The organism is Microbacterium sp. CFBP 8801 (assembly GCF_014839455.1).
Classification (GTDB): domain Bacteria; phylum Actinomycetota; class Actinomycetes; order Actinomycetales; family Microbacteriaceae; genus Microbacterium.
In genome coordinates this window covers 36,188-59,773 of sequence record NZ_JACYNU010000013.1, presented here as the reverse complement: position 1 = coordinate 59,773, position 23,586 = coordinate 36,188, and the positions used below count along the sequence as shown (strand labels likewise).

Here is a 23,586-nt window from a genome sequence, read left to right as displayed (position 1 = left end):
CCGAAACCGGAGACACCGTGCACCAGAACCTCACGCTCGTCGAAGAGCGCATCCACCGCGTGCTCACCGAGCGCATCGTCCCCGCCGTGTACTCCGCGCGGGTGCCCGTCACGCTTGCGGCCTGGATGGTCCCCGACGAGCCGGTCCCGGCCTCCGAGGCCCTCGCCGCCGACTACGCCCCCTTCGCCGTCGGAGACAGCTGGGGGCGGGCGTGGTCGACCTGGTGGTTCGAGGTCACCGGCGAGATCCCGACCGACTGGGCCGGCCGCACCGTTGAGCTGCTGCTCGACCCCGGCTTCCAGGGCGACTGGCCCGGCAACCAGGCCGAGGCGCTCGTGCACACCCCCGACGGCGTGCAGGTCAAGGGCATCCACCCCCGCAACCACTACGTGCGCCTGACCGACGAGGCCGCGGGCGGCGAGCCCGTGCACTTCTTCGTCGAGGCCGCCGCCAACCCCGACATCCTCGTGAACGACTTCGTCCCCACGAAGTTCGGCTCCAAGAAGACCGCTCCCGAGACGCCGATCTACACCTTCCGCACCGCCGAGCTCGCGGTCTTCGAACCCGAGGTGTGGGCGCTGCAGTTCGACGTCGAGGTGCTGTACCAGCTGCTGAAGGAGCTGCCCGAGACCGAGCCCCGCCGCCACGAGGTCATGCGGGCGCTCGAGCGCGCGCTGAACGTGCTCCGCCTCGACGACATCGTCGGTACCGCAGTCGTCGCGCGCGCCGAGCTCGTCGACGTGCTGTCGCGCCCGGCCTCCGCCTCGGCCCACCGCCTCTCGGGCATCGGCCACGCGCACATCGACACCGCGTGGCTCTGGCCCGTCCGCGAGACCAAGCGCAAGACCGCCCGCACCTTCTCGAACGTCCTCGCGCTCGCCGAGCAGTACCCCGACTTCCGCTTCGCCGCCTCGTCGGCGCAGCAGTACGCGTGGGTCAAGGAGCGCTACCCGCACGTGTGGGAGGGCATCAAGGCCGCGATCGCGAACGGACAGTGGATCGTGGTCGGCTCGCAGTGGGTCGAGCCCGACGGCAACCTGCCCGGGGGCGAGGCCATGGTGCGCCAGGTCACGCAGGGGATGCGGTTCTTCCGCGACGAGCTCGACGTCGAGACGCACGGCATCTGGCTGCCCGACTCGTTCGGCTACACCGCCGCGTTCCCGCAGATCGCGAAGCTCGCGGGCCTGGACTGGTTCCTCACGCAGAAGATCTCGTGGAGCCAGACCAACAAGTTCCCCCACCACACCTTCTGGTGGGAGGGCATCGACGGCTCACGCATCTTCACGCACTTCCCGCCTATCGACACCTACAACTCCACGCTCGAGGGCGAGGAGCTGCACCACGCCGTGCGCCAGTTCCGCGACAAGGGCAGGGCGACGACCTCGCTCGTGCCCTTCGGCTACGGCGACGGCGGCGGCGGACCCATCCGCGAGATGATGGAGCGCCAGCGCCGGGTGGAGTCGCTCGAGGGATCGCCGCGCGTCGAGATCGAGCACCCCGACGACTTCTTCGCCGCAGCCCGAGCCGAGTACCCCGACGCTCCCGTCTGGGTGGGCGAGCTCTACCTCGAACTGCACCGCGGCACCTTCACCTCGCACGCCCGCGAGAAGCGCGGCAACCGCGAGGCCGAGCACCGCTTGCGCGAGGCCGAGCTGTGGTGGACCGCCGCCGCCCTGAAGGGCGCCGAGTACCCGTACGCGGCGCTCGATCGCCTCTGGCAGGGCGTGCTGCTGCAGCAGTTCCACGACATCCTGCCCGGATCCTCGATCCAGTGGGTGCACGAGCAGAACGAAGAGGACTACGCCGCCGCCCTCGCCGAGCTCGACCACTCGATCGCCGAGGCCCTGGACGCCGCGGGGCTCTCGGCCGCGGTCGTGAACTCGGCCGACCACGCCCGTCGGTCGTTGGCCCTGGATGCCACCGGCACCCCGCTCGCGCTGGTCGAGACGCCCGCGCTGGGCGTGGCATCCCTCGTTCCGGTCGCGCCCGCGCACCCGGTGCGGGCGGAGCGATCCGGCGCGGACATCGTGCTCGACAACGGTCTCGTGCGGGTCACCGTCGACGCCCGGGGCCTCGTGACCTCGATCGTCGACCTCGCCGCGGGCCGCGAGCTCGTGCCCGCCGACCGTGTGGCGAACCTGCTGCAGCTGCACCAGGACCTCCCCAACGCCTGGGACGCCTGGGACATCGACGCCCACTACCGCTACACGTTCGACGACCTCGACACCGCCGACGCCGTGGAGCTCGCAGTCGACGACGAGCTGCGCGCCCGCGTGATCGTCACGCGCACCTTCGGCACCTCGCGGCTGACGCAGACCATCGCCGTGCACGCCGACGACGTGCGCGTGCACTTCGCAGTCGACCTCGACTGGAACGAGCGCGAGAAGCTGCTCAAGGCCTCGCTGCCGTTCGTCGTGCACGCCCACCACCACAGCGCCGAGATCCAGTACGGCCACGTTCGCCGCGCGACCCACACGAACACCTCGTGGGAAGACGCGAAGTTCGAGGTCATGGCCCATCGCTGGGTGCACGTCGAGGAGCCGGGCTACGGCATCGGCGTCACCAACGACGCCACCTACGGCCACGACATCACCCGCACGGTCGGGGCCTCGGGCGAGGTCGAGACCGAGGTGCGCCTGAGCCTGGTGCGCGCGGCGAACTCGCCCGACCCGGTCCAGGATGCCGGCCACCACACGTTCGCGTACGCGGTGCACCCCGGGGCCGACATCGCCGCCGTCGTGGCCTCCGGGTACGAGCAGAACCTGCCGCTGCGCCGCCCCGCGGCCGAGGGCACGGTCGAGCCGTGGAGCGTGCTGCGCTCGTCGAACGAGGGCGTGCGCATCGAGGCCGTGAAGCTCGCCGACGACCGCTCGGGTGACGTGATCGTGCGCGTGTACGAGGCACTCGGGCGCCGCGCGGCGACGACCCTCACGCCCGGGTTCGCCGTGGCATCCGCCTCCGAGGTCGACCTGCTCGAACGTCCGCTCGGCGACGACATGGCGCGCTCGCGCCGCCTCGCGGTCGAGGGCGAGGGCATCGCGCTCGAGCTGCGTCCGTTCCAGGTCGTGACGCTGCGACTCTCGCGCGGATGACCCGCACCGTCTCGCAGAGCTCCCCCGCGGCGCGCGCGGGGAGCCTGCGGATCGGCGTGCTCGTCGTGTGGCTGGTCGGGGTCATCGCCTACGTCGTCTCGATCGTCAACCGCACCTCGCTCGCCGCCCTCGGGCTCGAGGCGGCCGACCGGTTCGCGATCACCGCGGCGACGCTGTCTCTGCTGGCCGTCGTGCAGCTCGCCGTCTACGGCGCGTTGCAGCTGCCCGTCGGGCTGCTTCTCGACCGGTTCGGCGTGCGAACCGTGTTGACGGTCGGCATGCTCGTGATGGCGGGGGCGCAGGTCGTGCTCGCCCTGGCACCCGACATCGGCGTCGCCATCGCGGGGCGTCTGCTCATGGGGGCCGGTGAGGCCGCCATCTTCCCCGGACTGCTGCGCGTGATCGGCATGCGCTTCCCGCCGCGGCTCGCACCGACGGCCGTGCAGGTCACGGGTCTGACCGGCCAGTTCGGGCAGATCGTCAGCGTCGTGCCCTTCGCCGCGCTCGTCGGCGTGGCGGGGTGGGTCTCGGCCTTCCTCTCGCTGGCGGGGGTCACGGCGCTGGTGGCGGTGCTGGTCGCCGCGGTCGTCCGCGAGCGCCGGCCCGTCGCCGTCGAGCGGGCGAGCGTCTCGCGCGCCGTGCGCGAGGCGTGGAGATCACCGGGAACGCGGCTGGCGTTCTGGGTGCACTTCGTCACCTCGTTCTCGGGCAACGCCTTCGCCCTGCTGTGGGGCTTCCCGTTCCTCGTGGCGGGCCAGGGTCTGGATGCCGCGACCGCGGGCGGTCTGTTCTCGGTCTACGTCGTGTGCGGCATCGCCTTCGGGCCGATCGTGGGCGCGATCTCGGGTCGCTTCCCCCGGGCCCGCACGGCTCTCGTGCTCTCGCTGGTCGGCGCGCAGGCGGTGTCGTGGGCGGTCGTCCTGGCGTTCCCCGATCGGGCGCCGCTGCCGCTGCTCGTCGTGCTCGCCGCCGCCATGTGCGTCGGGGGACCCGCCTCGATGGTCGCGTTCGACATCGCGCGCGACCACAATCCGCGCGAACGGCTCAGCACCGCCACGGGCGTCGTCAACGGCGCGGGATTCCTCTCCAGCATCCTCGTCATCCTGCTGATCGGCGCCGTCCTCACCCTGCAGGCGGGGGGAGGCGAGTACTCGCCCGGGGCGTTCCGGCTGGCCGAGCTCGTGCAGGTCCCGTTCTGGGTGGCCGGAATCGTCCTTGTGCTGCGGGCCCACCGCACGGTGCGGGCGTCGTCGTCCGATTGAGTCCCCCGCGGACGAACGGTCGGATGCCGCGGACGAACGGTCGGGCGCGCGACGCCGCCGCTCGCGAGCATCGATACATGACCACCACCGCCCCGGTTCCCGTCTCCGTGCCGTCCACCACGCGCTACGGCGGACTCATCGTCGTGATGCTGCTGAGCTTCCTGCTGGTCACGGCCGAGTTCCTGCCGAACGGCGTGCTGACCGAGATGGCCGCCTCGCTCGGCATCACGCCCGGGCAGGCGGGCCAGACCGTCACCGTCACGGCCCTCGCCGGGCTGCTGTTCGCCCCCACCGTGGGCCTGCTGCTGCCCCGCCTCGATCGCCGCACCCTGCTCACCGCCGCCGCGGCCGCGGCGACGGTGTCGAGCCTCGTCGTGGCCGCCGCCCCCAGCCTCATCGCCATCCTCGCCGCGCGCTTCCTGCTCGGCGCCGCGATCAGCGCGTTCTGGGCCATGTCGATCACGGTCGCGGCGCGCCTGTCGAGCCCCGACCGCATCGGGCGGGCCGTGATGTTCGGCTCGGCGGGACTGTCGCTCGCGACGGTGGCGGGTGTTCCGATCGGCGTCGCCCTGAGTGAGGTGCTCGACTGGCGGGTCGCCTTCCTGCTCATCGGTGTCATCACGGCCGTCGTCGGCGTCGCGGTGCGCGTCGTGCTCCCGCCCGTACCGGCGGCCTCGGCGTCGAGCCTGCGCATCCTCGTCGACACGCTGCGGCGCCCGGGCGTGGGCGGCGGCATGATCGGTCACGTGCTCGTCGTGCTGGGCCACTTCCTCGCCTACACGTACGTGCGTCTCGCTCTGGAGCGCGTCCCGGGGGTCGACGGGGGCACAATCGTGCTGCTGCTCGCGTTGTTCGGGGTGGGCGGGTTCGTCGGCAACCTCGTCATCGGGATCGTCGTCGACCGCGCCTTCGTGCGGCTCTCGGTCATCGGACCGCTCGTCATCGCGGTCGCCGTCGCGGTCGTCGTCCTGCTTCCGGCGGCGATCATCGCGGTCGCGGCGGCCGTTCTCGTGTGGGGCTTCTTCTTCTCGTCGTGGCTGATCATCGTGAACACGTGGGTGGGGCACCGCATGCCCGACCGTCTCGAAGCGGGCGGCAGCCTCGTGGTCACGGGCTTCCAGCTCGCCATCACGATCGCGGCGGGCGTGGGCGGAGTGCTCGTCGACTCGGTCGGGGTGGTGACGGTGGATGCCATCGGCATCGCGCTGCTCGTGATCGGCGCCGTGCTGTTCGGGGTCTCGGTGCGCGAGCGCCGCGCGGTCGCGGGCTGAGGGTGGAGCCGGCCGGGCCGCCCCGCCGCGGCCGCGCCGTCTAGGGCGTCAGATCGCGACGGTCGCCCGGCGGCCGGCCCGCCACGCCGACGGGGCGACACCCGCGTGGCGGCGGAACGCGCGGCTGAAGCCCTCGTCCGACGCGTAGCCGAGCACCCGCGAGGTCTCGGACACCGGCGTTCCGGCCTCGAGCAGGTCTTTCGCCCTCTCCATGCGCACCGCGCTCACGTACGCGGCGGGAGAGAGTCCGATGTGCCGGCGGAACCGCTCGGCGAACACCGACCGCGACATCGCGCCGAGCGACGCCAGTTCGCCGATGCTCCAATCGTGACCGGGGTCGTGGGCGATCGCGGCGACGACCCGCGCGAGGAACGGGTCGTCGGCGCGGGGCGGCCAGGCCGCGTCGCGGTCGGTCGAGGCCCAGGCCCGCAGCGCTGAGAGCAGCACGGTGGTCACCATGAGCTTGCAGATGGTCTCGTCGCCCTGTCGCTCGGCGGTCTCCGCGTTCGGGGTCGTGCCCAGGTGCGCCGCCAGCGCCGCCGCCGCGGGCTCCGCGTGCGCGAAGCCGCTGACGAAGACGAACGGCGGCAGGCTGCGCGCGTCGCCCGACGGGGCGACCTCGAGGGGGACGACCGTCACCTCGGCGCCGGACTGCGAGGCCAGGGCGAGCCCGTGGCATCCGAGGCTCACGAACGCGTCTCCGGCCAGCAGGGTCCGGCCGCCGACGGTCGTGGCGACCGACCCGCTCGCGGCGTCGACCGTGCAGGCCGTCCGCGCCGAGACCGATCCGCTGATCTCACCGACGCGCACGTAGACGAGGGCCGCACCGCCGCGCGGCAGCGCGAGTCGCTCTCGGGGGGCGAGCGTCAGTCGATGCGCGCGACCGGGGCGCACGTCGAGCGTCGACAGGGCACGATCCAGCGCAGGCTCCGGCGTCATGCCTGCGCAAACCTCCGCGACCCGCCCGCTATTCCGGGCGACCCGCACGCCCGGGGTCCCGCCCTCCGCGATACGGATGGCCTCCGTCGCCGATCTCGGTGACAATGGAGGGCATGCGATCCCCCCGCCCGCTGCTGTTCGTCGCGCTCGCCGTCGCCGGCGTCGCCCTCTCATCGTGCACGGGCCACGTGGCATCCGAGCCGTCCACCGCCGTCGCCGAGTCGCCGTCGCCGCACGGGAGTCCCTCTGCCACGGCCACGCCGGTGCCTGATTCCGGGCCGGTCGAGGCCTTCCGCGCGTGGTGGACCGCGGTGCGCTCCTCCGACACCGTCGCCGCCTGCGGGGCGCTCACCCCGGGCCTGCAGGAACGGATGCTGACGGAGTACACGACGTCGACGGGACTCGAGGTCGAGGACTGCGCCGAGCTCGTGCGCCAGAGTTCGCTGTTGTACGCCGCGGCGGGGATGTCGCCCGATGTCGATGTCGCCGTCGTGACGGAGCAGGGCGATGACGCCGTGCTCGACGTCACCTACGCGAGCGGAGACTGCGGCACGGTGCACCTCTCGCACACCACCGGGGTGTGGATGCTCACCGAACTCAGCCAGGAGTGCGCCGCGCGCTGACCGTCGCCGACCTCGGGGTCGACGCGCGATCAGCCGAAGAACTCCGCGGCCGTCGCCACGCCGACCGAGATCGAGAGCAGGCCGGCGGCGACGCCCGCGATGAAGCCGGCGGCCGCGAGTTCCCGCGCCATCCGCGCGTTCAGGCTCAGGATGCCGCACACCGCCGACACCGCGGCGAGCACCCACATGCCGATCTGGATCCACATCAGTCCCTCGAGCTCGGCGATCGCGCTGACCGTGACCAGGAACAGGTACCAGGCGATCACGACGACGCCCGTGACCAGGGCGATGACCGACACGACTCGCAGATCGCCCTTGGGTCGCGGCGGCGCGGGCGGTTCGGGGCGGGGCGGGATGCCGAGGGCAGGCTCGAGCGAGTCGGGGAGGTCGTCGTCTGCCATGAAGCGATCCTCGCACCTCGAACGCGATCACGGGCGGCGGTTGCGCGCGCACCCGGCCCCGTTCGGAGAGCCGCCGCCCTGTCGCGCCTAGGCTGCTGCCGGTGAGAACCATCGGCATCGACCTCGCCGCGAGCACCCCCGGCACCGCCTTGGCCGAGATCGTCTGGTCGGGCGGCGGCGCGCGACTCACGCGGCTCGAGGCGGGGGTCGACGACACCGACATCGTGGCGTCGGTCTCGGACGGCGACGCCTGGCTCGGCATCGACTGCCCCCTCGGGTGGCCCGACGCGTTCGTCGACTTCGTCCAGGCCCACCATGCCGAGACGGCCCCCGCGCTCGGACCGGTCGACGGGGGAGCGGACTGGCGGCGCCCCCTCGTCTACCGGCACACCGACCACGTCGTCCGCGAGCGCATCGGTCGCTGGCCGCTGAGCGTATCGACCGACCGGCTGGGCGTCACGGCGCTGCGGTGCGCCGGGGTGCTGCGGCGCCTGGCCGAGGCCGGCTTCGCGGTCGATCGTGCGGGGGAGGGGCGCCTGTTCGAGGTGTACCCCGGCGGCTCGCTGCGCGTGTGGGGCTTCGACACGACGGGGTACCGAGTGGATGCCGCCCGCCGCAGCGCCCTGCTCGACACGGTGCGCGCGCGGGTGCCGTGGTTCGACGTCGGGCCGTTCGCCGCGCTCGCGATCGCCAAGGCCGACGCCTTCGACGCGGTCATCGCCTCCCTCGCGACGCGCGCGGGGGCGCTCGGCCTGTTCGAGCCCCCGGCGCCCGAGATGCTCGCCGTGGCGAGGCGGGAGGGGTGGGTCGTGTTGCCGACTGGGGGGTTGGAGGGTCTTGTGCGGGACTCCCCTCCACGCTAACGTACAACCAAATGGTTGAACAACAACACCTCGACACCGCCGACATCGACCGCGTCTTCCACGCGCTCGCCGACGCGACGCGTCGCGACATCGTGCGGCGCACGCTCGTCACCGAACAGTCGGTGTCGGACCTCGCCGCGGGATACGCCATGTCATTCGCCGCCGTGTCGAAGCACATCGCGGTGCTGGCCGAGGCCCGGCTCATCACCAAGCGTGCGGAGGGGAGGGTGCGACTCGTGCGTGCCGACCCCGCCGCCCTCGCCCGGGCACAAGAACTGCTGCGCTCGTACGAGAACCTCTGGCGCGGCCGCATCGACCGGCTCGATGCGCTGCTCCTCGAGGAACCGGATGCCATGGCATCCACCCCCACGCCCGAACCGACCGAGAACTGACCCGACGAAGGAGTCCGTCATGCCCGTCACATCCGTCGAGAGCGACACCGAAGCGCTCACCATGAGCCTGGTCGCCGACTTCCCCGTCGGTCCCGAGCGCCTGTGGGCCGTGTTCACCGAGCCGCGCCAGCTCGAGCGGTTCTGGGGTCCTCCCGGCTGGCCGGCGACCTTCGACGCGTTCGACTTCTCGGTGGGCGGGCATGCGAAGTACCACATGACCTCGCCCCAGGGTCAGCACGCCGGTGGGGCGTGGGAGTTCACGCGCATCGACGAACCGCGCGGATTCGAGGTCATCGACTCCTTCGCCGACGACAACGGCGACCCGATCGAGGGGATGCCGTCGATGCGCATGGTCTTCTCGTTCGAGGCCACGCCCGAGGGCTCACGGCTGACGAACGTGAGCCACTTCGCCTCGGCCGAGGCCCTCGAGCAGGTCGTGGCGATGGGTGCCGTCGAGGGCTCCACCCTCGCGATGAACCAGCTCGACGCCTTGCTGCTCGGACTCCGCGAGTTCGCCCAGGGCACGGGCACGCAGCTCGAGGTGCTCGGCGACCAGCACGTGCGCATCACGCGCCTCATCGACGGCCCGCGCGAGCTGGTGTGGCGCGCGCACGTCGACCCCGCGCTCATGCGGCAGTGGATGCTCGGCCCTGACGGCTGGCGTATGACCGTCAGCGAGGTCGACGTCTCGGTGGGCGGTCGGTACCGCCTCGCGTGGGAACCCGAGGCCGGTACCGAGGGCGAGGGCTTCGGCTTCGACGGCGAGACCCTGCTCATCGACGAGCCGCGCCGCATCGTGCAGACCGAGCACATGACCGGCACCGAGTACCCCTCGACCACGAACGATCTGTCGTTCTACGAGGAAGACGGAGCCACCCTCGTGACGCTGCTCATCGAGTACCCGGATGCCGCGACCCGCGACGCCGTCCTCTCCACCGGCATGGTTGACGGCATGGAGCAGAGCTTCGAGAGGATGGAGCGCGTCGTCCTGGCGTAGCCGGTGCACGACTCCTGCAGATCGGCTGTCGCTCGGCGGAAGAGGCCGTGGCGCGTCGGATGTGCAGGAGTCGTGCTGATCGGGCGGGGGGACCCGCCCGGCTGACGACGTTCCGCGAACGGATGCCGCGGCCTCGGGGCTGCGGCATCCCGCCCGCAGACGGGCTCTCGCGGACCCGCGCGCCGAAGCTCGCAGAAGTACGCGAACCTCGCAGATTCCGCGGGGAAGTCTGCGAGCAAGGCGCCGTTCTGCGAGCTCCGGCCTCGCCTCAGCTCTTGATGTACCCGTTCGGGTTCAGCACGTACTTGCGCGGGGCGCCCTTGTCGAAGTCGGCGTAGCCCTGGGGCGCGTCGTCGAGGCTGATGGGCGTGGCGTTGACGGCCTTCGCGATCTGCACCTTGTCGTGCAGGATCGCCATCATCAGCTGCCGGTTGTACTTCATCACCGGGCACTGGCCGGTCGTGAACGTCAGCGACTTGGCCCAGCCGAGGCCGAGTCGCAGCGAGAGCGAACCGACCTTCGCTGCGTCGTCGACCCCGCCCGGGTCGCCCGTCACGTACAAGCCCGGGATGCCGAGGGCGCCACCGGCTGCGGTGACCTCGAACAGTGAGTTCAGCACCGCCGCCGGGGCCTCGTGCGATGAGTCGGAGCCGTGCCCGCGCGCCTCGAAGCCGACCGCGTCGACCGCGGCATCCACTTCGGGGGTGCCGAGGATTTGGTCGATCTGGTCGCGCGGGTCACCCTTCGACACGTCGACGCTCTCGAATCCCAGCGACCGCACCTGCGCGAGGCGTTCGGCGTTGAGGTCGCCGACGAGCACCGCCGCCGCGCCCAGCAGCTGCGCGCCGACGGCCGCGGCGATGCCGACCGGACCCGCGCCCGCGACGTACACGGTCGATCCCGGGCGGACGCCGGCCGTGTAGGCGCCGTGGAAGCCGGTGGGGAAGATGTCGGACAGCATCGTCAGGTCGAGGATCTTCTCGAGCGCCTGCTCGCGGTCGGGGAAGACCAGCAGATTCCAGTCGGCGTAGGGGACGAGCACATACTCGGCCTGCCCGCCGACCCACCCGCCCATGTCGACGTATCCGTAGGCACTGCCGGGGCGGTCGGGGTTCACGTTCAGACAGATCCCGGTCTTGCCCTCTTTGCAGTTGCGGCAGCGGCCGCACGCGATGTTGAAGGGCACCGAGACGATGTCGCCGACCTTGACGAACTCGACATCGGGACCGACCTCGATCACCTCCCCGGTGATCTCGTGGCCCAGCACGAGACCCGCGGGGGCGGTGGTGCGACCGCGGACCATGTGCTGGTCGGAGCCGCAGATGTTCGTGGAGACGGTGCGCAGGATCGCGCCGTGGGGGACCTTCCGGCCGACGTTCGCCGGGTTCACGCCCGGGCCGTCCTTGAGCTCGAACTCGGGGTAGGGGGTATCGATGACCTCCACCACTCCGGGTTCTTTGTACGCCACTGCCTTGTTACCGGACATCGTCGTCCTCTCCGGCCGGTCGACCCGACCTGGTCGCGTCGTGTGGGCGGACCCGCAGCGACACCCGACGCGACGTGCGACCGGATTCGGCCGTGAGCGATGCGGGGGTGCCCTCAGCCAAGACGCCGATGACCGGAACGTCAAGGGATGGCGCGAGACGCCACTCGATGCGTCATCCGCGCGACCCGTCTACTCCGAGGGTGAGGCCCGGCGGACGGCGTCGCGAACGGCCCTCTCGACCTCGGCTGTCACCTCGACCACCGCGAACGACACCGGCCACATCGGACCGTCGTCGAGGTGCGCGGTGTCGTCGAAGCTGACCGTGCCGTAGCGCGTCTTGAACTTCGACGCCGGTTGATAGAAGACGACGACCTTGCCGTCCTTCGCGTAGGCCGGGAAGCCGTAGAAAGTCTTCGGATTCAGGTGCGGCGCCTCCTCCAGCACGATGACGTGGAGGCGTTCGGCCATCGCCCGGTCGACGCCCTCGAGGTTGTCGATCGCCTCGAGGCAGGCCTCGTTCTCCTTCTCGAGCTTCGCCGCGCCCTTGAGCCCCTTCGTGGCCTTGAGCTCCTCGGCGCGCTGTTTCATCGCCGTACGTTCTTCGTCGCTGAATCCTGCTCCGCCTGCTGCCATGGCATCCACCTCTCGTCTGTCTGCGGGCAGGATAGCGCCGTTGTCGGCGCGGATACAGGGCCGTGCGCGACGGCGCGCGAGGCGCCGCGCGAGGCGCGCTCGCTCACGGATCTGCGCAAAGTCAGTGGCGATGGGGTGGATGCCACTGAGGTTGGGCGGATCGCTGAGGTTGCGCCGCGCTGCGCCGGGCTGGGCGGGCCGGCCCCGGCGTGGAGCCGCGGGGGTGCGCGTCCACAACGCGACTCAGGCCAGCCGCAGCCCCTCTTCGAGCGCGACCCAGGCGAGCATCGCGCACTTCACGCGCGCGGTGTACTTCGACACCCCCGACAGCGCGGCGGCGTCGGCGAACGTCTCCTCGTCGAGGGGGATCTTGCCGCGCGAGCGCATCGCCTCGCGGAACTGCGTGATGAGAGCATCGGCGTCGGCGCGCGGCATCCCGTCGTCGCCGCCGTCTTCCTGCAGCAGCGCGACGAGCATCGACGCCGACGACTGCGAGATCGAGCAGCCCGCGCCCTCCCAGGTGACGGATGCCACGCGCTCGCCGTCGTCGGACAGCTCCACGCGCAGGGTGATCTCGTCACCGCAGATGGGGTTGCGCTGGTGCACGGTCGCGCTGCGGGCTCCGGGCTCGGCGAGGCCGAAACCGCGGCGGTTCTTCGCGTGGTCCAGGATCAGCTCCTGGTACAGGGATTCGAGGCCGCTCACGCGCTCACCCCGAAGAAGCCGCGAACGCCGGACACGGCATCCAGGAAGGTGTCGATCTCGTCCTCCGTGGTGTGGATGGCGGCGCTCGCGCGCACCGACGCCGTCAGGCCGAATCGGCGGTGCAGCGGCTGTGCGCAGTGGTGACCGACGCGCACGGCCACGCCGCGGGAGTCGAGGAACTGGCCCACGTCGTGCGCGTGCACGCCGTCGACCGCGAAGGCCTGCAGGGCGATGCGCTCGGCGGCATCCGTGTCTCCGAGCAGGCGGATGCCGTCGATCGAGCGGAGTCCCTCGCGCATGCGTGCTTCGAGCGTCGCCTCGTGGGCGTGAGCGGCGGCGAGATCGTGCTCGCCGAGCCAGCGCACCGCGGCGGCCAGCGCCACCGCCTGCGACACCGGCTGCGTGCCCGCCTCGAAGCGCTGCGGCGGCGGGAGGTACTCGGCCTTGTCGAGGGTGACGGTGGTGATCATCGACCCGCCGGTGGTGAAGGGCGGCAGTGCCTCGAGCACCTCGTCGCGACCCCAGAGCGCACCGATGCCGTAGGGGCCGTAGACCTTGTGCCCCGAGAAGACGGCGAGGTCGACTCCGGATGCCGGCAGGTCGAGCGCGAGGTGCGGAGCCGACTGGCACGCGTCGAGCACCGTCAGCGCGCCGACGCCGCGGGCGAGGGTGACGAGCTTCGCGACGGGGTTCACGATGCCGAGCACGTTCGAGACGTGCGGGAACGCGACGACCTTGGTGCGCTCGCCGATGAGGTCGGCCGCGGCGTGCATGTCGAGCATGCCGTCGTCGAGGACGGGGATGTGGCGCAGGCGCGCGCCCGTGCGCGCGGCGAGCTCTTGCCACGGGATGAGGTTGGCGTGGTGTTCCGCCTCGGTCACGACGATCTCGTCGCCCTCGCCCAAACGCCCCGCGTAGCCGAGGGAACCGGCGATCAGATTCAGGCCGCCCGTGGCCCCCGAGGTCCACACGAGCTGTTCGGGCTCGGCGCCCACGAACTCGGCGACGGTGATCCGTGCGTCCTCGAACAGCTCGGTCGCGTCGGCCGCGAGCGTGTGCGCACCGCGGTGCACGGCGGAGTTCGCGCGCTCGAGGAAGGCGCGCTCGGCATCCAGCACGGCACGCGGCTTCTGGCTGGTCGCTCCCGAATCGAGGTACACGAGGGGCCGGCCGTCGATCTCGGTCTCGAGGATCGGGAAGTCGGTGCGCACGGCGGCGACGTCGAAGGGGAGTGTCACCCCTCCAGGCTACGCGGGGATGCGTCCGCCCCGGCCTGCCGGAGCTCCCGCAGTCCGGCCTTCCCCCTCGACCACCGATCGGGGCCCGGGCCGAACTCCGGAGAAACAGGGCCTCGGGGGGAGTGCGACCGCCGATCGGGCGCTCCGCGCGCGGGATCTCCGGAGTTTCGCACGCTCCGGAGGCGTGAGGTTCGCGCGGCGTCCCGCATGAGAACCGTCAGCGCGACGGATCGCGGCGGGCACGGCGCGTAGACCGGATGCCATGACCCTCACGGCCCTGCTCCCCACCCTCCGATCCAGCATCCCGGCGCCCTTCGACTCCGCGGCGTGGCCCGCGGGTTCCGTGCCCACCCTCGACGACGTCACGGTGCGGGCGATGTCGGTCGGCCGTTACGCCGACATCTGCGGCACGCCCTGCGTGTGCACGGGACCCGCCGTCATCCCGGCGTCGGGTGGGGTGGCATCCGCGACGCTGTCGACGACGGTGATCGTGGCGACGGTGGTGCAGGCCGCACCCGACGCGCTGCGCCTCGATGCGTGCGCCGCGGGACTCGACGTGGTGTGGCGCGAAGCGCGTCTGCTCGGCCGCGTGTCGCGCGCGTACGACGAGCCCTTCGCCGTGATCGACGCGCACGGCAGCGAGGCGTGCGCCCGGGTCGTGCTCCCCGGTGACGTGCGGGTGGGCGACCGCATCGCCGTTCCCTGCCCCGGATGCCACACCCTCGGGGAAGTGCGTTGATGCTGCTGCACTCGATCGTCTACGCCTGCCGCTGCGCACGGGTGCAGGCGGAGTTCGAGGCCTGCGCCGACGACGAGGACACGCCGACGCGGTGACGGTTCAGCCTCGCGCGAGCAGTCGCGCGGGCACCGTCGAGGCTGCGGCGCGAGCAAGGTCGAGGGGGACGCCCGCCGCCGTCGCCATCTCGATCGCGCGCTCCATCGTCAGGGTGGAGCCGGCGAGGGTGTCGGTGCCGGCGAGCACGGGGCGCCCGTCTTTCACCTCGACATCGAGGCCGCCGAGGCGATACTCACCGTCGCCGAGTCCGGTGGCCGACATCGCGTCGGTGACCAGGATGACGCGTCGCGGCGCGGCCGCGAAGAGCGTGCGGATGACCTCGGGGTGCACGTGACCGCCGTCGGCGATCACTTCGAGGGCGACGTGGTCGCGCCCGAGCGCCGCGCCGACGGGGCCGGGGGCACGGTGACCGAGGCCCGGCATGGCGTTGAACGCGTGCGTCACGAGCCGCGCGCCGCGATCGAACGCCGCGGCGGCGACATCGTGATCGGCCTCGGTGTGCCCCACTGCGACGACGACGCCCGCCGCCACGAACGCGTCGACGGCATCCATCGCCCCGGGTAGCTCGGGGGCGAGCGTGACCTGGCGCACGATGCCCTCGCCCGCCGCCAGCAGCCGCTCCACGGCCTCGGGCGACGGCGGCACGAGAGCTGCGGGGTCGTGGGCACCGCGGCGCGCGGGCGCGAGGAACGGCCCCTCCAGGTGAACGCCCGCCACGCCCGGCAGCGCGGGAAGCGCCGCGCGCAGGTCGCGCAGCCGGCGCTCGAGGCGGTCGATGGGGGCGCTCACCAGGCTGAGCAGCAGCCGCGCGGTTCCGTGCGCGCGATGGTGGGCGACGGCGGCGGCGAGCCCCTCGAGGTCGGCGTCGTCGAACGAGTGCCCGACCGCGCCGTGGCAGTGCAGATCGACGACCTCGGCGGGGAGGGGCGCGGCGGCGGTCTCGCTGGTGCTCATGGGATGTTCATCCTCTCGCGCCGGAGGCTCGGGCAGGAGTCGTGCGCGGCGCACCGGCCTCAGAGCACCAGCCGGTACCCCATCCCCTGCTCCGTCAGCAGGTGCACGGGCGCCGAGGGGTCGGCCTCGAGCTTCTTGCGCAGCTGCGACATGTACAGCCGCAGGTAGCCGCTGTCGGCGACCTGCTCGCTGGCCCAGATCTCTTTCAGCAGCGTCTGCCGGGTGACGAGCGAGCCGGGGTTGCGGGCGAGGAACTCCAGCATGCGCCACTCGGTCGGGGTCAGGTGCACGCGGGTGCCGTCGCGCAGCACGGCCTTCGCGGCCAGGTCCACCTCGACCGCGCCGAAGCGCACGATCGCCTCGCCCGAGGCCGGCGTGACCCGCCGGGCGTGCACCCGCAGCCGGGCGAGCAGCTCGTCGATCTGGAACGGTTTGGTCACGTAGTCGTCGGCGCCGGCGTCGAGCGCGTCGACCTTGTCGGCCGAACCGGTGCGGCCCGACACGACGATGATCGGCACGCTCGTCCAGCCGCGCAGCGCCTGGATCACCTGCACGCCGTCGAGGTGCGGCATCCCGAGGTCGAGCAGCACGATGTCGGGATGCGATTGAGCGGCGAGCGTGATGGCCGCGGCACCGTCGGCCGCGGCGACGACGTCGTACCCGTGGGCGGCGAGGGTGATGCGCAGGGCGCGCACCAGCTGAGGGTCGTCGTCGGCGATGAGCACCTTCACGGCGTCCTCCTTCGGATGGCGGATGCCACCGACACCGCGCTCTGATCGGCACCGGCCGCGTCGCCGCCCTCGACGGGGAGGGCGATCACCATCGTGAGTCCGCCGCCGGGGGTGTCTTCGGGGGTGAGGGTGCCGCCCATGCCTTCGGCGAAGCCGCGCGAGAGGGCGAGACCGAGGCCCAGCCCCGCGGTGTTGTCGGTGTCGCCGAGGCGCTGGAAGGGCGCGAACATGTCGTCGCGCCGTTCGGCCGCGATGCCCGGTCCGTGATCGATCACGCGGATCTCGGCCGTGCCGCTGAGGCGGCTCGTGGCGATGCGCACCCGCGTGCCCGCGGGCGAGTAGCGATCGGCGTTGGCGAGCACGTTCACGAGCACGCGCTGCAGCAGCACGCCGTCGGCGCGGAGGGCCGGCAGGTCGGGGTCGAGCGCGAGCTCCACCTCGTCGGGACCGAGGCCGAGCTCGTCGAGGGCGGCGATCACGACGTCGGCCGCGTCGACGGGGGCGAGCGACACGGCGAGCACCCCGGCCTGCACGCGGCTCACGTCGAGCAGGTCGGTCACCAGCAGCGACAGCGTCGCCAGGCTCTCGTCGGCGGTCTCGATCAGTTCGCGGCGGTCGCTGTCGGAGAGCTGGTCGCCGGCGGCGCGAAGCCCCCCGAGGGCCGCGACGGCCGACGCCAGGGGTCGGCGGAGGTCGTGGCTGACGGCCGACAGCAGGGCCGTGCGCACCTGGTCGGTCTCGGCGAGGGCTCCGGCTTCGGCGGCGGTCTCGGCCAGGTCGGTGCGTTCGAGGGCGGCGGCCAGCTGCGCGACGACCACGTCGAGCAGTCGGCGCTCGCTCGCGTCGAGATCGCGGCCGTGCAGCTCGAGCATCGCCCGGTCGGCACCCACCGGCACGGTGGTCGACCGACCGTCGCGCACCGGCTCGCCGTCGGTGGCGATGACCTGACCGTCGGCGGTGATCAGGCGCACGCCCGCGAGACCGAACGCCTCGCGCGCGCGGCTGATCAGGGCGGGAACCGCGCTCTCGCCCCGCAGCACGCTGCCGGCGACCGTGGCGAGAAGCTCCGCCTCGGCCGAGGCGCGGCGGGCGGCGCGGGCGCGACGGGCGGCCTGATCGACGACGATGCTCACCAGCATCGCGATGATCACGTAGAGCACGAGGGCGATCGCGTGCACGGGATCGCTGATGGTGACGGTGTAGAGCGGCGCGATGAAGAGGAAGTCGAGGGTCACGCCCGACAGCACCGCGGCGAACACCGCCGGCCAGATGCCGCCGATCAGCGCCACGATCACCACGAGCAGCTGGTACGCCAGCACGTCGGTGGTGATCGAGTCGTCGGAACCGGTCGACAGCAGAAGGAGCGAGATGAGGGGGCCGCCCACGAGCGCGGTGACGAACCCCAGGATGCGACGCTTCGCGCTCAGCGCGGGCCCGGTCAGGCGGGGGAGGGCGAACCGCCCGCCGGCGCGCGCGTGGTTGACGATGTGCACATCGATGTCGCCGGAGGCGCGGATGACGGTGGCGCCGATGCCGGGACCGGTGAGGGCCGCGCCCAGCCGTCCGCGGCGGCTGACGCCGATCACGAGCTGCGAGGCATTGACCGACCGCGCGAAGTCTACGAGGGCGGTGGCGACGTCGTCGCCGACGACCTGGTGGTACGAGCCGCCGAGCTGCTCGACGAGGGCCCGCTGTGCGTCGAGGGCGCCGGGCGTGCTCGCCCGCAGGCCGTCCTGCGTCGACACGTGCACGGCGAGCAGCTCGCCTCCGGCCGAGCGGGCGGCGATCCGCGCGCCGCGGCGCAGCAGGGTCTCGCCCTCGGGGCCGCCGGTGAGGGCCACGACCACGCGCTCGCGCGCCTGCCACGACCCCTCGATGCCCTGCTCGACGCGGTAGCGCTGCAGGGCCGAGTCCACCTCGTCGGCGAGCCACAGCAGGGCCAGTTCGCGCAGCGCCGTGAGATTGCCCAGACGGAAGTAGTTCGACAGGGCGGCGTCGATGCGCTCGGCGGGGTACACCGACCCGGCCGACAGGCGGTCGCGCAGGGACTGCGGCGCCAGGTCGACGACCTCGATCTGGTCGGCGGCGCGCACCACGGCATCCGGGACCGTCTCGCGCTGCACGACCCCGGTGATCTTCTCGACCACGCCGTTGAGCGAGGCGATGTGCTGCACGTTCAGCGTGGTGATCACGTCGATCCCGGCCGACAGCAGCGCGTCGACGTCGAGCCAGCGCTTGTCGTGGCGCGAGCCCGGGGCGTTGGTGTGCGCGAGCTCGTCGACCAGGGCCAGCGCGGGGCGCCGGTCGAGGACGGCATCCAGGTCCATCTCGTCGAGCGCCACCCCGCGGTGCTCGACGGCGCGGCGGGGGAGCGTCTCCAGGCCCTCGGCCTGCGCGGCGGTGGCGGCGCGGCCGTGCGTCTCGACGATCGCGATGACGACGTCGCGGCCCTCGGCGGCGAGCCGGCGCCCCTCTTCGAGCATCTCGTAGGTCTTGCCGACGCCGGGCGCGGCCCCGAGCAGCACACGCAGATGCCCGCGCCTCACGAGGCGCTCCCGTGGCGTCGGTCGCGCGAGGTGTCCGACCCCGTGGCGGGGATCGCCCGGTCCCGCGGCGGCGACACCCCGTCGAGTGTCCACGACACGCCGCATCCGCGCGCGGCCAGCGGCGTGTTCCGGACACTCGACCGGGGTTGCCCCGACGGGCGACGCACGCGAACCCGCCGTCGCGCACGGAGCGCGACGGCGGGGACCACGACGAGAGCCATGTCAGCGATTCTCGTCGCTCATCGGGCGTCGAGCGCGCGATTGAGCTCGACGACGTTGACGCGCGGGTCGCCGAGATATCCGAGATCGCGGGGCAGGGTGTGCTCCGAGACGAGGGTCGACACCTCCGATGCCGGGATGCCGCGGGCCTCGGCGACCCGCTCGACCTGGCGCTGCGCGTTCGCGACCGAGATGTCGGGGTCGAGGCCCGAGCCCGAGGCGGTCACCGCGTCGGCGGGGATCGTGCCGGCACCGTTCAGGGCGTCGAACGCCGCCTGGTGTTCCTGGATCGAGGCGATGAGGTCGCTGTTCTCCGGCCCGAGGTTCGACCCCGTCGAGGCCGAGGAGTCGTACCCCGCGGCCGAGGGACGCGACTGGAAGTACTGCGGCAGGGCGGTGCCGTCGGCATCCTGGAACGACTGGCCGACCAGCTGCGAGCCCTGAACGCTCCCGTCGGCCGAGCGGATGAGCGACCCGTTCGCCGCGAACGGCAGGGCGACCTGGCCGATCGCGGTGATGAGCAGCATGTAGCCGACGCCGAGGACGACGGTGAAGACGAGCATCGCGCGGACGGCGACGCCGGTGGTCCGCAGGGTGGTGCGCATGACGGGGCCTTTCAGAAACCGGGGAGCAGGCTCACGACGAGGTCGATGAGCTTGATGCCGACGAAGGGGACGAGGACGCCGCCGAGCCCGTACACGAGCAGGTTGCGGCTGAGGATGCTCGAGGCGCTGGCCGCGCGGTATTTCACTCCGCGCAGCGCCAGGGGGATGAGCACGATGATGACCACGGCGTTGAAGATGATCGCGCTGAGCACGGCCGAGGCCGGCGACGACAGCTGCATGACGTTCAGCACCGCGAGGCCCGGGAACACGCCCATGAACATCGCCGGGATGATCGCGAAGTACTTCGCGATGTCGTTGGCGAGCGAGAACGTCGTCAGCGCGCCGCGCGTGATGAGCAGCTGCTTGCCGATGCGCACGATGTCGATGAGCTTGGTCGGGTCGCTGTCGAGGTCGACCATGTTGCCGGCCTCCTTCGCGGCCGAAGTGCCCGTGTTCATCGCGACGCCCACGTCGGCCTGAGCCAGCGCCGGGGCGTCGTTCGTGCCGTCGCCGGTCATCGCGACGAGGTTGCCGCCCTGCTGCTCGCGCTGGATGAGCGCGAGCTTGTCTTCGGGCGTGGCCTCGGCGAGGAAGTCGTCGACCCCGGCCTCGGCGGCGATCGCCTTGGCGGTGAGGGGGTTGTCGCCCGTGATCATCACGGTGCGGATGCCCATGGCCCGCAGCTCGCCGAACCGCTCGCGCAGCCCGTCCTTGACGACGTCCTTGAGGTGGATGACGCCAAGTACGCGGCCGACGCCCGACGAGAGCGTCGCGACGACCAGCGGCGTTCCGCCCGACTGCGAGATGGCGTCGGTCTCGCTCTGCAGCTTCGCGCGCAACGCCTCGGCGACGGGGGCTCCGGATGCCGCGAGCCAGGCCACGACGGCGGACGCGGCGCCCTTGCGCACCTGCGTGCCGTCGACCAGGTCGAGGCCGCTCATGCGGGTCTGCGCCGTGAAGGGCACGGGTTCCGCACCCCGGGGCAGGTCGGCGACGATCCCCTGGGCTGCCGCGAGCTCGACGACCGACACGCCCTCGGGCGTGGGGTCGGCCTGCGACGACAGCGAGGCGTACTCCGCGAGCTCCGGCCCGCCGACGCCCGTCAGGGCGACGAACGCCGACGCGCGACGGTTGCCGTAGGTGATGGTGCCGGTCTTGTCGAGCAGCAGGGTGGTGACGTCTCCCGCGGCCTCGACGGCGCGGCCCGACATGGCGAGCACGTTGCGCTGCACCAGGCGGTCCATGCCCGCGATGCCGATGGCGCTCAGCAGGGCGCCGATGGTCGTGGGGATGAGGCAGACCAGCAGTGCGACGAGCACCGGGATCGAGACGGGGGATGCCGCGTACGAGGCGATGGGGTTCAGCACCAGCACGACGATCACGAACACGATCGACAGGCTCGCGAGCAGGATGTTCAGCGCGATCTCGTTGGGGGTGCGCTGACGCGAAGCGCCCTCGACCAGCGCGATCATGCGATCGACGAACGTCTCACCGGGCTTCGAGGTGATCTTCACGACGATGCGGTCGCTGAGCACGCGGGTGCCGCCGGTGACGGCGCTGCGGTCGCCGCCCGACTCGCGCACGACCGGGGCGGATTCGCCGGTGATCGCCGACTCGTCGACCGTGGCGATGCCGTGCACGATGTCGCCGTCGCCGGGGATGAGCTCGCCCGTCTCGACGAGCACGACGTCGCCGAGGCGCAGGTCGCCCGAGGGGACGTCTTCGGTCGCGGCGGCGGATGCCGAGGGGTCTTCGGCGGAGTACGAGACGACGCGGCGGGCCGAGGTGGTCGTGCGGGTCTTGCGCAGCGTCGCCGCCTGCGCCTTGCCGCGGCCCTCGGCGACCGACTCGGCGATGTTCGCGAAGAACACGGTGAGCCAGAGCCAGACGGCGATACCCCAGGTGAAACCGGCGGGGAGCGTGGTGTCGCCGCCTCCGAGGAACGGCTCGGCGAGAGCGATGAGCGTGGTCAGAGCCGCGCCCACCCAGACGAGGAACATCACGGGGTTGCGCCACTGCGCCGCGGGGTTGAGCTTCTTGGCCGCCCCCGGAAGGGCGGCGACGACCTGGGCGGCGCTGAACGCACGCCGCGGGGTGGGCTGCTCGGGATCGGCGGCGGGGGCCGGAGCGTGGGTGAGGGTGGACATCAGCGGGCAAGTCCTTCGGCGAGGGGTCCGAGAGTGAGGACCGGGAAGTAGGTGAGCGCCGTGACGATCACGGCGACGCCGGCGAGCAGACCCGCGAACTGCGGGCGATGCGTCGGCAGGGTTCCGGCGGTGGCGGGCACGGCATCCTGTGCCGCGAGGGCACCGGCCAGCGCCAGCACGAACACGATCGGCAGGAAGCGTCCGAGCAGCATCGCCACACCGAGCGCGGTGGTGAACCACGGGGTGTTGGCGGTGAGGCCGGCGAAGGCCGAGCCGTTGTTGTTCGCCGCCGAGGTGAAGGCGTAGAGCACTTCGCTCAGACCGTGCACGCCCGGGTTGAGGATCGAGGTCGACTCCACGTCGTCCCGGATGCCGGGAACCCCGAAGCTCAGCGCGGTCCCGGCCAGCACCAGGGTGGGCGTGACGAGGATGTACAGGCTCGCGAGCTTGATCTCGCGCGGCCCGATCTTCTTGCCCAGGTACTCGGGGGTGCGGCCGATCAGCAGCCCGCCGACGAACACCGCGATCACGGCGAGGATCAGCATTCCGTAGAGCCCCGAGCCGACGCCGCCGGGGGCGACCTCGCCGAGCATCATGTTGATCATCGGCATCATGCCGCCGAGGGCGGTGTTGCTGTCGTGCATCGAGTTCACCGCGCCGGTCGAGGTCAGCGTGCTCGTCGACGAGAAGAGCGTCGAGCCGAAGATGCCGAAGCGCACCTCCTTGCCCTCGAGCGAGCCGCCCGCGAGCTGGGGAGCGGTGCCGGCGCCGGCGAGCTCGGCCCACGTCATCAGGGCGGTGGAGGCCACGAAGATCGCCCCCATCACGCCCAGGATCGTGTATCCCTGGCGGTTGTCGCCGACGATGCGCCCGAAGGCGCGGGGCAGCGAGAACGGGATCACCAGCATGAGGAAGATCTCGAACAGGTTCGTCCACGGCGTCGGGTTCTCGAACGGGTGGGCGGAGTTGGTGTTGAAGAACCCGCCGCCGTTGGTGCCGAGGAGCTTGATCGCCTCCTGCGAGGCCACCGGCCCACCCGGGATCGACTGGGCGGCTCCCGTGAGGGTCGTGGCATCGGTGAAGCCGTTGAGGTTCTGGATGACGCCGCCCGCGAGCAGCACGACGGCCGCGACGATCGAGAACGGCAGCAGCAGGCGGTAGGTGCCGCGCACCAGGTCGACCCAGAAGTTGCCGATCACGCCGCTGCGGCGATACGCGAACCCGCGCACCAGGGCGACGGCGACGGCGATGCCCACGGCGGCGCTCACGAAGTTCTGCACGGTCAACGCCGCGAACTGCACGGTGTAGCCGAGCGTCGTCTCGCCCGAGTAGGACTGCCAGTTGGTGTTCGCGACGAACGACGCCGCGGTGTTGAACGACAGTGCCTCGCCCGGTGCCTCGAGACCCAGCGAGAAGGGCAGCACGGTCTGCAACCGCATGATCGCGTAGACGAGGACGACGCCCACGAACGAGAACAGCAGCACCGAGCGCAGGTAGGCCTGCCAGGTCTGCGCGCTGCGGGGGTCCACGCCGATCAGGCGGTAGGCGCCCCGCTCGACGGCGAGGTCGCGCGCGCCGGTGTAGATGCGGGCGATGTAGTCGCCGAGGGGGCGGTACGCCAGTCCCAGGGCGACGATGAGGGTGAGGCTGGTCAACACGATGGACCAGATCATTCCGACGTCCATG

At 72.0% G+C, this 23,586-nt stretch carries 20 protein-coding genes; 8 read left to right on the top strand and 12 right to left on the bottom strand.

All coding sequences use genetic code 11. From position 1 onward, the window contains the following. The first annotated feature begins 17 nt into the window (after nt 1–17). From IFR11_RS13525 to IFR11_RS13515, 3 genes are all read left to right on the top strand, one after another. Nucleotides 18–3,092, top strand: a complete 3,075-nt coding sequence (locus tag IFR11_RS13525; RefSeq protein WP_191916506.1) for a glycoside hydrolase family 38 N-terminal domain-containing protein — start codon at nt 18–20, stop codon at nt 3,090–3,092. Then, entirely contained in the window at nt 3,089–4,354 is a 1,266-nt protein-coding gene (locus tag IFR11_RS13520; protein WP_191916505.1) for an MFS transporter, read from the top strand. The genes IFR11_RS13525 and IFR11_RS13520 overlap by 4 nt, the downstream gene beginning before the upstream one ends. 77 nt (nt 4,355–4,431) lie before the next feature. Then, nucleotides 4,432–5,625: an MFS transporter gene (locus IFR11_RS13515; RefSeq protein WP_191916504.1), complete on the top strand. Its 1,194-nt coding sequence runs from the start codon at nt 4,432–4,434 to the stop codon at nt 5,623–5,625. Between the two features lie 48 nt (nt 5,626–5,673). Here the strand turns inward: IFR11_RS13515 and IFR11_RS13510 are convergent, their stop codons facing one another. Continuing rightward, nucleotides 5,674–6,564: a helix-turn-helix domain-containing protein gene (locus IFR11_RS13510; protein WP_191916503.1), complete on the bottom strand. Its 891-nt coding sequence runs from the start codon at nt 6,562–6,564 to the stop codon at nt 5,674–5,676. 113 nt (nt 6,565–6,677) lie between these two features. On the opposite strand from IFR11_RS13510, the gene IFR11_RS13505 reads away from it, so the two are divergent. Then, on the top strand, nt 6,678–7,187 hold the full coding sequence (locus IFR11_RS13505) for a hypothetical protein (protein WP_191916502.1): 510 nt from the start codon (nt 6,678–6,680) through the stop codon (nt 7,185–7,187). A gap of 29 nt (nt 7,188–7,216) precedes the next feature. Here IFR11_RS13505 and IFR11_RS13500 read toward each other — a convergent pair whose 3' ends face one another. Beyond that, complete coding sequence (locus tag IFR11_RS13500) at nt 7,217–7,588, bottom strand: hypothetical protein (protein WP_055832164.1); 372 nt, start codon at nt 7,586–7,588, stop codon at nt 7,217–7,219. A gap of 101 nt (nt 7,589–7,689) precedes the next feature. Here IFR11_RS13500 and IFR11_RS13495 point away from each other — a divergent pair, with 101 nt between their 5' ends. The 3 genes from IFR11_RS13495 to IFR11_RS13485 are packed head-to-tail and all read left to right on the top strand — an operon-like array spanning nt 7,690 to nt 9,840. Beyond that, nucleotides 7,690–8,451, top strand: coding sequence for a DUF429 domain-containing protein (locus tag IFR11_RS13495; protein ID WP_191916501.1), 762 nt, complete (start codon nt 7,690–7,692; stop codon nt 8,449–8,451). 11 nt (nt 8,452–8,462) lie between these two features. After that, complete coding sequence (locus IFR11_RS13490) at nt 8,463–8,843, top strand: ArsR/SmtB family transcription factor (protein ID WP_191916500.1); 381 nt, start codon at nt 8,463–8,465, stop codon at nt 8,841–8,843. A gap of 19 nt (nt 8,844–8,862) precedes the next feature. After that, the gene (locus IFR11_RS13485; RefSeq protein WP_191916499.1) at nt 8,863–9,840 is read left to right on the top strand and encodes an SRPBCC family protein; all 978 of its coding nucleotides are present in this window, start codon (nt 8,863–8,865) and stop codon (nt 9,838–9,840) included. Between the two features lie 268 nt (nt 9,841–10,108). On the opposite strand, the gene fdhA is transcribed toward IFR11_RS13485, so the two are convergent. From fdhA to IFR11_RS13465, 4 genes are all read right to left on the bottom strand, one after another. Further along, nucleotides 10,109–11,326, bottom strand: coding sequence for a formaldehyde dehydrogenase, glutathione-independent (gene fdhA / locus IFR11_RS13480; RefSeq protein ID WP_055832152.1), 1,218 nt, complete (start codon nt 11,324–11,326; stop codon nt 10,109–10,111). A gap of 189 nt (nt 11,327–11,515) precedes the next feature. Beyond that, nucleotides 11,516–11,959, bottom strand: a complete 444-nt coding sequence (locus IFR11_RS13475) for a hypothetical protein (RefSeq protein ID WP_055832149.1) — start codon at nt 11,957–11,959, stop codon at nt 11,516–11,518. A 243-nt stretch (nt 11,960–12,202) separates the two neighbouring features. Further along, nucleotides 12,203–12,664 carry a Fe-S cluster assembly sulfur transfer protein SufU gene (gene sufU, locus IFR11_RS13470; protein WP_191916498.1) on the bottom strand — a complete coding sequence of 154 codons (462 nt, stop codon included), beginning with the start codon at nt 12,662–12,664 and terminating at the stop codon, nt 12,203–12,205. Continuing rightward, nucleotides 12,661–13,902 carry a SufS family cysteine desulfurase gene (locus tag IFR11_RS13465; RefSeq protein ID WP_191916497.1) on the bottom strand — a complete coding sequence of 414 codons (1,242 nt, stop codon included), beginning with the start codon at nt 13,900–13,902 and terminating at the stop codon, nt 12,661–12,663. The genes sufU and IFR11_RS13465 overlap by 4 nt, the downstream gene beginning before the upstream one ends. A gap of 262 nt (nt 13,903–14,164) precedes the next feature. On the opposite strand from IFR11_RS13465, the gene IFR11_RS13460 reads away from it, so the two are divergent. Continuing rightward, the gene (locus IFR11_RS13460) at nt 14,165–14,641 is read left to right on the top strand and encodes a hypothetical protein (RefSeq protein WP_191916496.1); all 477 of its coding nucleotides are present in this window, start codon (nt 14,165–14,167) and stop codon (nt 14,639–14,641) included. Between the two features lie 99 nt (nt 14,642–14,740). On the opposite strand, the gene IFR11_RS13455 is transcribed toward IFR11_RS13460, so the two are convergent. From IFR11_RS13455 to kdpA, 6 genes are all read right to left on the bottom strand, one after another. Further along, a complete protein-coding gene (locus IFR11_RS13455; RefSeq protein WP_191916495.1) occupies nt 14,741–15,652 on the bottom strand; it encodes an N-acetylglucosamine-6-phosphate deacetylase in 912 nt (303 codons plus the stop codon). 59 nt (nt 15,653–15,711) lie between these two features. Beyond that, complete coding sequence (locus tag IFR11_RS13450; RefSeq protein WP_055832141.1) at nt 15,712–16,383, bottom strand: response regulator; 672 nt, start codon at nt 16,381–16,383, stop codon at nt 15,712–15,714. Beyond that, nucleotides 16,380–18,929, bottom strand: a complete 2,550-nt coding sequence (locus IFR11_RS13445) for a DUF4118 domain-containing protein (RefSeq protein WP_191916494.1) — start codon at nt 18,927–18,929, stop codon at nt 16,380–16,382. Before IFR11_RS13445 ends, IFR11_RS13450 begins: the two co-directional genes overlap by 4 nt. Nucleotides 18,930–19,168: 239 nt before the next feature. After that, entirely contained in the window at nt 19,169–19,753 is a 585-nt protein-coding gene (gene kdpC / locus IFR11_RS13440; protein WP_191916493.1) for a potassium-transporting ATPase subunit KdpC, read from the bottom strand. An 11-nt stretch (nt 19,754–19,764) separates the two neighbouring features. Continuing rightward, on the bottom strand, nt 19,765–21,900 hold the full coding sequence (kdpB, locus tag IFR11_RS13435) for a potassium-transporting ATPase subunit KdpB (RefSeq protein WP_191916492.1): 2,136 nt from the start codon (nt 21,898–21,900) through the stop codon (nt 19,765–19,767). Then, nucleotides 21,900–23,573, bottom strand: coding sequence for a potassium-transporting ATPase subunit KdpA (gene kdpA, locus IFR11_RS13430; RefSeq protein WP_191916519.1), 1,674 nt, complete (start codon nt 23,571–23,573; stop codon nt 21,900–21,902). The genes kdpB and kdpA overlap by 1 nt, the downstream gene beginning before the upstream one ends. Between the last annotated feature and the right edge of the window lie 13 nt (nt 23,574–23,586).